The organism is Gilliamella sp. X-46, from assembly GCF_057063525.1.
Map to the genome: position 1 here is coordinate 1 of NZ_JBXSQH010000012.1, position 14020 is coordinate 14020.

At 36.5% G+C, this 14020-nt stretch carries 10 protein-coding genes; all 10 read right to left on the reverse strand.

Annotation, left to right across the window (positions count from 1 at the left end; genetic code table 11):
- Positions 1 to 731 precede the first annotated feature (731 nt).
- Positions 732 to 2345, reverse strand: a complete 1614-nt coding sequence (locus ACYIAJ_RS08170) for a hypothetical protein (RefSeq protein ID WP_483564626.1) — start codon at positions 2343 to 2345, stop codon at positions 732 to 734.
- An 889-nt stretch (positions 2346 to 3234) separates the two neighbouring features.
- Positions 3235 to 4707, reverse strand: a complete 1473-nt coding sequence (locus tag ACYIAJ_RS08175) for a vWA domain-containing protein (protein WP_483564627.1) — start codon at positions 4705 to 4707, stop codon at positions 3235 to 3237.
- Between the two features lie 117 nt (positions 4708 to 4824).
- Positions 4825 to 6207 carry a vWA domain-containing protein gene (locus ACYIAJ_RS08180; protein WP_483564628.1) on the reverse strand — a complete coding sequence of 461 codons (1383 nt, stop codon included), beginning with the start codon at positions 6205 to 6207 and terminating at the stop codon, positions 4825 to 4827.
- Between the two features lie 64 nt (positions 6208 to 6271).
- Complete coding sequence (locus ACYIAJ_RS08185; RefSeq protein WP_483560522.1) at positions 6272 to 6754, reverse strand: hypothetical protein; 483 nt, start codon at positions 6752 to 6754, stop codon at positions 6272 to 6274.
- A gap of 2 nt (positions 6755 to 6756) precedes the next feature.
- The gene (locus tag ACYIAJ_RS08190; RefSeq protein WP_483560523.1) at positions 6757 to 7446 is read right to left on the reverse strand and encodes a hypothetical protein; all 690 of its coding nucleotides are present in this window, start codon (positions 7444 to 7446) and stop codon (positions 6757 to 6759) included.
- Positions 7446 to 9029, reverse strand: a complete 1584-nt coding sequence (locus ACYIAJ_RS08195) for an SUMF1/EgtB/PvdO family nonheme iron enzyme (RefSeq protein WP_483564629.1) — start codon at positions 9027 to 9029, stop codon at positions 7446 to 7448. Before ACYIAJ_RS08195 ends, ACYIAJ_RS08190 begins: the two co-directional genes overlap by 1 nt.
- A complete protein-coding gene (locus ACYIAJ_RS08200; protein ID WP_483560525.1) occupies positions 9019 to 10242 on the reverse strand; it encodes an ABC transporter permease in 1224 nt (407 codons plus the stop codon). Before ACYIAJ_RS08200 ends, ACYIAJ_RS08195 begins: the two co-directional genes overlap by 11 nt.
- Positions 10243 to 10245: 3 nt before the next feature.
- Positions 10246 to 10962, reverse strand: coding sequence for an ABC transporter ATP-binding protein (locus ACYIAJ_RS08205; RefSeq protein ID WP_483564630.1), 717 nt, complete (start codon positions 10960 to 10962; stop codon positions 10246 to 10248).
- Position 10963: 1 nt separating this feature from the next.
- Positions 10964 to 12928: a vWA domain-containing protein gene (locus tag ACYIAJ_RS08210; RefSeq protein ID WP_483560527.1), complete on the reverse strand. Its 1965-nt coding sequence runs from the start codon at positions 12926 to 12928 to the stop codon at positions 10964 to 10966.
- A 12-nt stretch (positions 12929 to 12940) separates the two neighbouring features.
- Positions 12941 to 13948, reverse strand: coding sequence for a hypothetical protein (locus ACYIAJ_RS08215; protein WP_483560528.1), 1008 nt, complete (start codon positions 13946 to 13948; stop codon positions 12941 to 12943).
- Between the last annotated feature and the right edge of the window lie 72 nt (positions 13949 to 14020).

Consider the following 14020-nt stretch of genomic DNA (forward strand, 5'->3'; position numbering starts at 1 on the left):
TCGACAACAACCCTACCGATAAACTCGGCGAGTTCACTAAGCTAGATGATTTCGGTGATAAAAATAAGAATGGAGTCTGATTTTGACTACGATGATATTGAAAAAGATTTAGGGCGTAGGTTTGGCAGGCCAGATGCCAGATGCCAGATGCCGATTATGATAGCGCATTTCGATTATCCTGTCAAGTAAATTTTTGTTTTATTTGAATTTTTTATAATTGACCGCTCAACTAATGAGCACTCCCTTGCTTTTAAAGCGCTTAAATTATAACCGGTTGAGTAATAATGCGCTAGGTTTTTTGTTAAATATTTGTAAAGTTTTGTTAAGCGTATAAGGTTGAGCTTTTGGTGGCGTGTTTTGGGGAATGGTTTTGGTGAGGTTTTTTGGATAAAAAACAGCCAGAAAAAACTTTAATAAAATCAATACCTTTTCTGACTGATTTTGGACGGAAAATTAGGCCTTTTTTTGTTTTGGTGAATAGAATAAATTGCGCAGAGGTTTAGGACGTTTTGAGCTTGGGTGAATAAAATAGCTACAGCGTAATCACTAGGATTGCCGACCACGCTTTCAGCGCCGGCGGCGGGGGCGGCGCGATTGTGGCTTCGCCGCAACAGCACAACCCTAAGAGAAAATGTCCCAACTGACGCGGGGGCTTTATTCTTTGTTAGATTGTCCTCTCAGGCACCATAACCGCCCCCGCGGCCTAAGAATTAAAGACTAAGAAATAAAAGCTAAGGTATGGTGGCGCAAACAGCGAAAAAAGAGTTGTCGGTACTATTGGAGCCGTAGACTTGGCCGTCCTCCGGATGGGCAGTGCGGACTGACATGTCGTTTGTCCAGTAGAGGTAGGGGGTGAAGCCCACACCATAGTAGCCCATGTGGCCCCACTCAGAGAAAAGCCCAGCACCTATGCGACGACTGTAACCTCCATTACTTACAATACTGGTTGCAGTGGTTAAATCCCTTAATTTTGGCAAACGATAACCCAAACGACTACACCAATTGTATTGGCCAGACCGACTAGCCTGTCTACCACCGCGATGGACGAACCACTTCTGTAACACAAATCCATATTTAACCGCCACATTGCCACGACTATCCCTACCCACCAACTCAAATGTCTGTGGCAAAAGGGGGGCCTCTAGAGGACTAGGATTATCTGAATTTATCTGAGTACTATCAGCCCTAGGACCACTTAACTTAACTCGTGCGACAATTTTTCCTCTATCAACACTAGGAATCCAATTATTATTAGCTGTTACACTTGTCACCGTAGCCGTTATTCCACCACGAGTGACCGGAGACCACGTCAACTGACTTGCATCAACTCCATCTATAAGTAAATCAAAGGACAATCCATCCGCACCCGTAGTTGGAAAGTTTCGGTCGTAAGATGATGAATCATTAGACTGAGTTAAAAAACCCTTAGTAGAATCCCACATGCCAGATGGACCTGCGTACTTGCCTCCGCCATAAATAAGATTTGGCCTTGCGTACTGGACAAAGTAACAACTACCAGAAGAATTCGGTTCGATGTAATACGTCACAGCACCTCCACTAAAATTGTTACTGTTCGGCACACCATACCAGGTAGTTATACTTCCCCCTGCACTACTTAAGGTTACCTTATAAGGGGCACTACATTTACTTAATGTATCATCACGACTAACAGTTGTGCCATCTTTATCCTTTATTGATAACGTTATAATACCTGTTGCAGTAACACCATTTGTACCCTGACCATCACCATCATCATCTCCCCAACTCATTTGGCTCATTAGACGACTTAAAGTGGTATATGTTGCACCCGACGGTATTACCATATGAATATCATTAAATGTTATTCCAGCAGGAACCATTATCGGATTTGTCGAACTCGATGTGTTAGTTGAAGGCGTGATAGTTCTACCATTCGGCAACTCTATTGCAAAAAAAGTGTCCGTATTAGTTGCCTTTGTCCGACCACCGTCGAACGTTAAATACGGCGCACTCCCCTCTATAACCCTTGATGTATGTGCCGTTAACGCCTCTACCCCCTGCGTATATGACAATAACAACAATGACGCAAAGAATAATGCCGATTTAGATAACAATAAAGGTCTAAACCATAATGGCGGTTTGGATAGTAATGGCGGTCTTAATAACCACTTGGATATCGACGATAATTTTGCCGAAGAACCCGCCGAAAACATCGCCTGAAAAAACCTCGATGACGGCGTCGATTTCGCTACGCGAAATGACTTCGGTGATGAAAATAAGAACTGTGTCTGATTTAGACTACGATGAAATTGAAAAAGATTTAAGGCATAGGTTTGGCAGGCCATGTGCCATGTGCCATGTGCCATACATGGTAACGCATTTCGATTATCCTGTCAAGTAATTTTTTGTTTTATTTACACTTTTTATAATTAACCGCTCGACTGACGAGCTTTCCCTTGCTTTTAAAGCGCTTAAATTATAACCGGTTGATTAATTATGCGCTAGTTTTTTTGTTAAATATTTGTAAAGTTTTGTTAACTTGATAAGGTTGAGATTTTGTTGATGTCTTGTGGGTTATTTTTTTATGAAAATGCCCCTTTATAAAAACTAGCTTTCCTACCTAAAGGATATTGTGTTTGTCTTTTTCTATCTTGAGAATATGCTGCTAATAGAATGTGGTTAGCACGCCCAACAATCCTTATTGGGCGTACCAAGTTTTTAGTATTGATGCTCCATGCGTTTTAAAACTAGAACAATAACGCTGTACTACAATGAAAAAACCAATAGCAACAACGCTGTTAATAATATTAATAGGATGTCAAATAAATCTAGTTGATATATAAGTATAGCCGTTAAACATAAAATCCGGATGGGATTTTTTGCAAAGAATAGTAAGGAAATATTAAAAAACAATAATAAAATTAAATAGATAAAAATTAAAAGATTAGTCAATATTTATTAGATTTTAAAATAAAAAATAATCAATTAAATAGTGAGCTATCCATTTTTAGAAATAAATTCCTATTTTATTTTTTTAATCGCATTTGAAAGAGATTTAAACTCAAGTAGTTTGCAAAGAGTTGTTAAGACTAGCTTTAATTATACTTTGATTTGATGGATATTACTTTATGGTTTGAAGCTTTTTTTAAATTAAATAAAATCAATGTAATTTTCAATAAATTTTAGCCAAATTTGTTGATGATAAGGATTGTTTGGGAGGGTAACCTACAGTAGTTATCCCTCCCTATTTTGTTTTTATTGGCATATTGGCCTGTTGATTTTTAAACTTGAGACCGCATTGTTCATTTGTTTAATCATATCTTGTGGACTTTGGGCTATGTAGACTTTTCCTCCGGTGGCATTAGCAATGCAATCTATTTTATGTTCGCCAGCAATATCAACAATGTTAATTTTTAATCGTGGTTTTTGTGCAGCAATATAGTTAGCCAAAGTACAAATATTATTTCTTGTACAACTGTCTTCGCCATCACTAATAATAAGAATATAATCATCACGTTTTATACCATCTAGTATTTTACTGGCTTTTTCTAGACCACTATATAAAGGTGTTCCAGCCCCGCTTGTTGTAGAGGGTGTTAATTGGTTAATTTTATGCTTTAGTGACACGCGATTAGTGTACTTATAAAATGGCGAAACATCGGCTGCTGGGCAATTTGTTAAGCTTACTAGCGATATATCAATGTTCGGTTGTATGCTGTCAATGCTAGAAGTTGCTACACTTTTACTACCTGATAAGCGAGTTGGTAAGCGCGTCATACGCTTTTCGTATTTGATTTTTTCTTCCTCTGACATATTACGGCCATAACCATCCCACAAATATCCAAAGTATCGCTCAACCTCTGATGGCGATTCATCCAATGTCACTGTCATCGATGGTGAATTATCAAATACTATTGCCATTTTAGATGGATTAGGATCTTTGTTCATCTCTTCTTTGGTTACACAGTTAGGTGGATTTTTTACCTTTGGTGCTGGTGGTGGCACCGGTTTTGGTTTTGGTTTTGGTTTTGGCTCAGAGATTACTGTTGGCGTAGGTTCTTCTGGCACAGTTTCTTTTGGCTCACTAACAGGCTCAGGGGTCGATTTAGGTTCTGGTTTAGGTTCAGGTTTGGGTTCAGGTTTCTTTACTACAACAACTGCCATTGGATGGCGAACCGCTGACTTTTGTTTACCAAATGGGCAAAATAAATACCACAGAATACCAAGTAAACCAATAAGCAATAGGGCTAAAAGTAGAAAATGCCACCAACGCCAAAATGGCTTTGGTGGAATAACTGGGACTGCTGCAGGTAAAACCGGTTCTTCAAAGGTATTAACAATAACCGGTTCATCATTAATCACATAAATTTGGTTACCTAAACTTTTAATTCTTGGAAGCCATGCTGAAACTAAACTTCGCTCTTCACCGCTTAATGGCATTAGCTTAACAGCATTTTCAATATCATTAATACGTGTTTGTAACGTTTTGGTTATCTTATTTTTATACGATTTGTCAGCAATACTATCAAGTAAAAGTGGTTGCCCTTCAAGGTTGGTATACCACCCTAAGTATTGATTGTTATCAATTAGCTTTGGTGATGCTAAAATCGAAAAAGTACGATCGGTTAAATGTGATTTTAATAATAATAGTAAGGAATGATACTGTTCTAATAGAGATATCTTCTCTGGGTTATTATAATCAAAGGCTATCCGCGTTATTCGTTGCATTATTGATTTAATTCCTTGCAGTTGACTATTATTCTTATACTAAAATTGCAGTAACTTGAAACGTTTTTACGATACCAAAAACGAGATATTCAATTATCTAGTATTATTTGTAAATAATTATTCACATATCGGTTTACTAATATTCATATTCGAAACGGCATTATTCATTTGTTTAACTATCTGTGTTGGATTTTGAGCGATATAAACCTTACCTCCTGTTTTTTCCGCTACACAGTCAATTTTATGTTGTCCAGCAATATCGACAATATTTATCTTTAGACGGGGTTGTTGAGCTGCGATCTTGCTGGCTAAAGTGCAAATATTCGCTTTGGTGCAATTATCTTCGCCATCACTAATTACTAAGATGTAATCATCATGGTTTACGCCATCAAGCATTTTACTAGCTTGTTTTACACCACTATATAAAGGCGTTGCACTGTTATTTTCTAATGGATTTAACTGATTAATTTTATTTTTTAGCTTACCTCTATTTTCATAATGATAAAAAGAGGTAGTTTGTGCAGCAGGGCAAGCAGAAAGGGTAACTAACGCAATATTAACATCGGGTTGTATTTTATCAACCGTCGATAATGCAACCTTTTTACTACTTGATAAACGATTAGGTAAACGTGTCATACGTTTTTCGTATGCATCAGCTTCTTGTTCGGTCATTGAATACCAATCAGAATTTAAGTATTGATTAATGGAGGCTTGAGACTCCATCAATGTCAATGACATTGATGCTGAATTGTCAAATATCATAACCATTTTAGGCTTGTCAGTATTATTGGCAATTTCTTCACGAGTAATACAATTTTTAGGTGCTGGCTCTGGTATCGGTTCAGGTTCCGATTTTACAACGGGTTGTTCCTCTTTAGGTGGCTCAACAACTGGATCGGGTTTCTTTTCTTCAACAGGCTGAGTAATGACAGGTTCCACATCAGCAATCACTGGCTTTTCTTTTCCATATGGACAAAATAAATACCAAAGAATACCCAATAAACCAAGGATTAATAAGGCTAAAAGTAAAAAATGCCACCAACGCCAAAATGATTTTGGTGGAATAACTGGAACTGGTGCAGGTAAAATGGGATCTTCAAAGGTATTGACAATAACTGGGTCATCATTAATCACATAAATATAGTTACCTAAACTTTTAATTCTAGGTAACCATGATGAAATAAATGCCTGCTGCTCAGCTGTTAATGACATTAACTTAACCGTAGCTTCAATATCGTTAATACGATTTTGTAACGTTTTTTCTATCTTAGCTTTATGTGATTGATCGCTAATTTCACTCAATAAGATAGGCTGCCCTTCTAAAGGGCTGTACCATCCAATGTATTGATTATCATCAATCAACCTTGGTATAGCTAAAATCGAAAAAGTACGTTCAGTTAAATGCGGTTTTAGCAATGCTAACAAAGAATTATATTGATCAAATAAAGGCATCTTTTCAGAATGGTTATGATCAAAAATAATTCTTGTTATTCGCTGCATTGCTAATTCATTCCCTTTTATTTAGCTTCTGTTTTATTTAAACATTGATTTCATAAAAATATATTTATATATTCAGTGCTTTTTGCAATTGTTGCAGCTTTTTATTTAACTTTTCAAGCTCAACTTGTTTTTCAAGTTCAGAACTATTTGAATTGTTGACCTTATTTAGTTGCTGTTCAATATCTTTTACTTGAGCCTGCAAGTCGTCACGACCTTTGGCTTTTTGTTTTACTTCATTGGTCAGTTTAGTCAAATCCGTTTTCAACTTTTGCTGCTGTGCCTTTTTCTGTTTAATGCTTAACGAGGTGGCATTTTTTTGCTTCTCGATGGTGGCATAAATCTCTTTAAACTGCTGATTAGCTCTTACTTCATTTTCTAGAATTTGTTTTTTCTGATCAATTCGAGCCTGATAATTGCCTGAATAATTACAGCTGATCTTATCCATTATTCCAATGTTGGTATTAGTCGGATCGCACTGTTCTGGCGTTGTTGAACAACCAGCTAAAAAAATAAATGGACTAAGTAATAGAAGATATCTTTTTTTCATAATTAGCTAACCTTAACTGCTGAACGTTGTTTAGTCACAAGATTAATTTGATTTTCAAGTACTGCAATTTGTTTATGTAATTGACTGATTTGTTGATCCAGTCTTGATACTCTAACACCTGATTGTCGTTCTTCAGAAGATATTGAAACCCAATCATTTTCAACTTGTTTCATGCGTTTTAATTTGTCTCTTAAATAAGCAATATTTGCATCAATTTGTGTTAAATCATTTTGTGCCTGTTTTTTATTTAGCGTGTCATTTTTTATTTGATTATTTAATACATTAAGTGTTGCTAAATTCTTATCTAATACCGCTTTAGCTGTTTCAGTCACCGCTTGTACTTCATAGGTGTTCTTTTGAACGTCTTGAATATAAACATCTAAACGCGTCTCATCATCAGCATATTCAGCTCGCTTACTGTCTAGATAATAGTTAGCCCCCATCATAACACCACAACCAACCGCTGCAGACGCAAGACATACCCCTGTTTTTCCACCTGCTAACATACAGCCAATACCGCCTAAACCGGCACCGATAGCACAAGATTGCCAAGCTGATTTGCTAAAAAATTTAGCCGTATTACTTTTTGTTAATGCTGGGTCAACATTTCTAGAACTTACTCCTCCTGAGCCTTGACACCCTGTTAAAATAAGGGATATACATAAAGTCAGCGTTACTATAATTTTATTCATCATTTTTTTCCTTTTATCTCATTACACGTTTGTAGCCAAGCTGTTCGCTCGATCTTTCCCGATTCAATATATTGATTAATATGTTTGAAATAGAGTTTTAAATAATCGCTCATATTCGCTTTGCCGCTATTTTCTAGAATAAATTGTGTTGATTTAACTTGATCATTAATCGTATTTTTCTCATAATTTGACGCCGTATTAACAATCGTATCGGAATAATATTTCAATATAAAGTCCCGAGCACTTTTAGACTCATCAACAACCTGTTTTAAATTATCTAGCTTCACTTTTGAGCACATATTGTCATCATCCAAAGTATCTGTTTCTTTTGGATCACAAACTTCATTAATCATTGTTTTATATAAATTATCATTATACTCAAACTTGCCATTCAAATCTGAAACATTAGCACACAAAAATGCACCTAATTGTAATGCCGATTGTATAGAACGATCTCGTTGCTCATCACGAGCTTGATTAGCGCTACGTAAAAGAGCATTGAGTTGATTTAATTCTTTTTTTGTTTTTTCATCGTCAACTTGTTTAGTAATTTTTTCAAGCTCGCTGACAACATTACCATTTTTTGCGCTGTCCGTTTCACTACCTAATTGACTCCATTCTTTGTCTAGCTCTTTGATTTTATCGTTCGAATTCATCACTTCAGTTGTATAAACTAAGCGAAATCCAACATCTTTACTTTTATAAGCACTTTCATCATCATAGAAAGGCTTTTCAGTACGAAAAGCACTGGTAGTTGAAGATTCGGGCGTTAAATAGCTGCCCCCACGAACAATCATTCCGCCTTGTTGGCCATGGTAGCGATCAAGTTTATTCATTCTAAACGAATCAAACATCATTTCGCTCGCATTACCTAAAATATCATACAGATCTAGGGGATTAGGATCTAACCTACCAATAAGTTGCAATTTACCATTAGCAGACTTGGCACCAGAAAACCACGCATAACTTTCGAGATTTTTAGTCATAGGGAATCGTGATTCTCTAAATTCCGATTCTGTCACTTTTGAGCCACCACGCGCGGCATATTCCCATTCCGTATTATTGGGTAAACGGACATAGCCATTAGGTAAATTAATTGATTTTATTTTTGACTGGTTTTCAATTAACCAACGATTATATTTATCTGTAAAAGCAATCGCATCAAACCAGCTAATATCCGTGATAGGAAAGGAAAGATTCACTTTAGGAGTTGGGCAAGTATCATTCATGACGGATTGATATTGCAATGCGGTAATCTCATATTTACCTATCAAATAATAGCGCTCTTTACCTGAGTCAGAAAAGCTACCAGCAATATAATTGGGCGTGGCATACTCGGCAAAACCGAGCTCTTTTTGATTGCTTCCTAAAATGACTTTGACATCATCTAGCGGTTTATTGGTAGGGGTAAATACCTTTTTCATCACTAAACTACCGTCACATGGCATCGGTAAAATCACATCATCTTTTGCAGGCTTGGGATTATAAAATTTACTGTCCCAAGGTTCAGCAAAGCTTAATGCCGGCAGTAAGCTAATTGTAGCCAATCCCCAACAAGCTAATCGGGTATAATTATGCTTCACGTAAGCTTTCTGCTGGTTGAATTTGAATAGCACGTCGCCCTCCTATAACCACAATGCCCGCTGAAATAAATAAAGTCACTAAAAATGCAATAATAAGATGATAAAATTGTAATTGACTCACAACGGATTGTGAAAGTAAATTTTTACCTAAAACTAAATTAAAAGCACAATTTCCTACCGCAAACAGTCCACAAGAGATTATAAAAGCGAAACAGCTCAAAATCATTGCTTGGTTAATTAAATAAAGCATAATGCCTTTCGAGCGAAATCCAAGTAATCGCATAAAAGCAATATCTTTGCGTTTACGTTCAATATTCGATAAAAATGACCCGGTAAATGATAAAATACATCCCAATACTGCCGTAATGGCAATAACGCTAAAAATAAAATTAAGCACTCGATCAATCGCTTGCATGTTTTCAATTGCATTAGCCTCGGTACGTGTTTCGATATGTTTTTCTCGTAATTTAAATGCTAATGGAGCAACATTATCCAGTGAGTCTGCATAAATACGGGCTCGCGCAAACGACGTATGATTAGGTGGATTTAATTGTCCAGTAGAAGTCACAAAAACATCACTTTGATATCCATCATAATAGTTTTCCATATCAATCAGTAAATCTAAAGAAACAAAAGCCGCTGCACGACTATAACGATTTTCGGGAATAATGCCAACTACCTCTAATTCCGTCATTCCTTTTTCAAGTTTTCCATCAAGCTGCCTTGTGATCACCATTTTCACACGACTTCCCATCGTGACTTGCATTTTTTCGGCTGATAATGAACTTAATAAAATTTGTTTTTTATTATTAGGTAATGACAAATTTTTTGTTATTGGATCATCTTTAGCCGTGGGAATAATTTCGGCATTATTGACGAAATGGCTAGCATCTTTCATTAAATCAGCTTGCGTATTTAATGAACGCGTGAGTGGAATCACAAAAGCTGTTTCAGGTTGCTGTTTTATCCACTCAAACATTTCATCTTTAAGTTGCAAATTCCCCACAATTTTTACTTCTAAATTTTGCGGATCACTGAGTAATTGTTCTCGAAGCTGCGAAACAACCCCGTACTTTAAACTAAATAACAATAACAAGGGGGTAATCACTGATATTACTGAGGCAATAATACAAAATGATACTTTTTTGTCATACCATAAATCCGCTAACGATAAACGAGTAACAAGTAACCATTTTGATATTGCTTTAGTCATTTTTTACGCCTTATCTTGTAACGGTGAAAATTCTGATGATTGTGGCGAGGTTAACTTGGCCGATAAAGTAAATAATTTTTTATTAGCTATGCGTTGCCAGTCATGTGTGACAATCATGGCCGCAATTTTATCTTGCTGAGCTTGTTCAATAATTAAATCAAACAGTAAATTTGCATTATAGGGATCCAATGCCGAAGTCGGTTCATCGGCAAGTAACAACGCTGGTTTATGAATAATAGAACGAATAAAAGAAGCCCGTTGCCTTTCACCAATTGATAACTGTTTAGGATATTTATTGAGCAAATGAACGATATTGAGTTTTTCCACTAGATAACCAAACCGGCTATTATCCACTTTTTTTTGTAATAACTTCAACGATAATAAAATGTTGTCACGAATCGTCAAAAATGGCAGTAATCCACCGGTTTGCAGCATAAAGCCTAAATATTGAGCGCGAATATCAGCAAGTTCTTCGATTTTATCTTGCTTGATTAGCGTTGCGATATCAATATCATAATTATCAACAATTAAGTTATAACCATCAATTTGGTCTGGTTTTAAAATCATTCCCACCATTTCAAGTAAAGTGCTTTTACCCGCACCACTATCACCTTGAATCACAATAACTTCACCCGCTTGGACAGTAAGCGTAGGCAGGCAAACGCTAAAAAAGGATTTGCCTGTTGAGCGTGAAATCGATAATTGCTTAATATTTAACATTTTACGGCAACATTTCTAATGGTATAGGATAAACATTTTCGCGAGGATCACTGCCGTCAGCTAATGAAATCCAACGATCGACATCCGCATTACATTTTTGATAATAGCGAATTTTACTGTTTAAATTACGGATAAATTTTTCTTGTTCAAGCCCACTCATACTTTTCCATGTATCTTGATCAAGTCCAGTGACATCACTTTTATAAGGGATATTATCTAAATATTCCCCCAGCAAACCTAAGTCAGCAATTTTTGTGACAGAATCAGATTTTAATTTACTTGGATCTTGCCCCATTGCAGCCGCAACAGAACGAAGCTGGGAGAACATATCATCGGCAGAAATCAATCCATCATTAGCCGCATTAGCAATTTTGCTAACCACATCGCTCAAATCACTTAGTTGCGATTTTGTTAATAATATACGTGGCTCTGCTGTTGGAATAGTCGGTTTGACAAAATCTTTATCGGCAATCCATGCTTTAAAAACTGACGGCGCTTGAGTGCCTTTCACATCGCCCAAATAAGCCAGTTGCATGGCCTTGCTTAGTAGCAATGCATCTTTTAACATGTCTGAGTTATCGTCTTTTGCATTGATGGCATTACCAACAGAGGCTTCACCTTTATAAGCAAGTTTAACTTGTTCAGACAATGCTTTTGCTAGCAAGTCAACTTTGTGACCAAACTCATTTACATCACCTGCATTCACTGGGTAATAAAGTGATTTATGAATAAAATCGTTATACGTTAAGTCTGAATATTGTGCGGCCGCAATTTGGTGATCTTTTGCACCACTTGGCGTTTTTAAATGTAATGCATAAATCGCAACACCTTTATGCTGAGCTTCAAGTCTTAATTGCGCCGCATCCATGCCTGTACTAGAGAGCTTATCATCACCAGGAATTGCACTCGCATCGGTTATCAAAATCATATAACGCGCACCAAAACTATTCCAATTAATATCATTTAATGCTTGAGCGACACCAGCATAAGAATCTTCAGCAAAATACGAGGTAGAAACGGTAGCTTGTTTAAGCGAAGAACTCAGTTGTTTAAAGTCTTCCTTATCTTTAACTTTATTAGGATCCGCAAAAATTTTGCTCACAAATTCAAGCTTATCTGATGCCTTTAAACTTGACCGAAATGAAACCAATCCAAACTTAACTTGTTTTTGCAAATTTTCTTTTTCAATATGTTGATAAACTCGCTCTACCGCTTCCTTAGTCCTTGAAATATAAGGATCCATAGAAATAGTCGAGTCAATAACAAACACTATGGCGGCTTTAAAAGGAGCTACTTGGTTAGCACTATCATCAGTCGTTTGGGTAGTTGTTGGTTTTGTGTTATTTTTTATCAATGATTCTTGTTTACTGACTGAGGCCACTTCTAATACTCGCTCATAAAACCCTTGCCCATTCATCACTTCTTCACCTTGTAAAATAGGTAATAAATAGAAGTTACTTTTAAAATCAACGAACTCTTTCGGCTCTTGAGCCACTACTTCTAAAGCGGGTTTATTTGCTTTTAATGCATCACGAATAGGTTTTAATAAAGCTTCAGGTTTGTCTGCATCAACAATCGCCGTTAATGCAGCCTTGTCTTTAAAAAAGAGCAAAGGATCACGATCAACTGGATTTGTAAAAACCAATGTCATTTGCATATTCCAAGCTATCGCACATGAATTATTAATCCAACCAATGGTTTTTCCATAAGAATCTGGACCAACACTAAGCCACTCTTGATTATTGTCATTTTTGCGTTCATAAACATAATAACGGGAAAATGCAGGCAAGGATTTGCCTGTAGCATCGGTAATATTGTTTTTTAATTCACACGTTGGGGTACTTAGTACTCGTTGGTATAGGGTTGTTTTTCCAGCCTGTTTAAGTGGCTCAGTTGCAAACCCTACCAAAGGTAGGCATGTTAGACCTAGTGTGCCAATGAGTTTCGAGATAGCTAGCTTATTCATTCTTGCTCCTCATTATTTTTGTAATTCGGTTAAACGATCTTTAACGAACGTATTATTTGCATCATTGGTCAAAGACGTTTCATACCAATAAATAGCCGTTTCTTTATCTGCTTTAAAGCAATTATTTGCTTCATAATATTTTTCGTCATACTCTTTTGCATATAACATCGCAATTTTAGGATTAGTTTGAGCCTGATTTGCATATAACCGCTGAGCAATATTACATTTTTCAGTTTTTTTAGCTTCAGTAATGATTTGAATAATAGCATCCGTCTCTGGCTTGGTCTGTAAACATTGTTGAATAAAGGTTAAATCATCAGTAGAGGCGTTGTTCAAACTACATTGACCACTAATTTGCACTGCTGGAGTTGGTGGTGTTGGTTGTGATTGATTTTTGTAAAATAAAAAATACCATGCAGCCATGCCAAGTCCAATTAGTACTATACAACCGATAATAATAGCCACAATTAACCCTAGGCGACTTTTCGATTTAACTGGTTCCACTGGTATTATTTCTGGTTCTGGTTCGATAGGTTCGGCTAACGTTTCATTTTCAGCGTCAATGCTAGATTCTTCAATTAATGGTGTTTGATCTTCAATAATAGAATCACTAACAGGATCTGGCTGCGCTATAGTTTGCTCGTCATTTGGTAATGCGGTTTGCAAGTTTAATGCGGTTGATGCAAGAACCGAATCAGCAATACTTACAACGCCCCCATCAACATAATTCTCATTTTGCTTATCACGAATTTGTATAAGAAATCGAATCTGACTTTCTTGTGATAATAAAGAGTCGACCAGCCATTCACCAATTTGTCCTGTTAGTTGTCCATTATCAACAGACATATTTTCAACGGAGTGCCAGTTTTTTTCAGGGCTCCATTGATTCAAACCCGATAAATAATAGCCGTCTTGATTTCGTTGTATAAGCATATCAATGTCAGAACTACCACTCCATTTTTGAGCTAAAAACTTCGCAATACCGGGTTTATAACCATCTAATTCTATTCTTAATGCCATGATATCCTCTATTTTTATACTCAAATATGTGAGTATTGTTTATCTGAGCTATTGAATAGGAAAGGTCTTTTC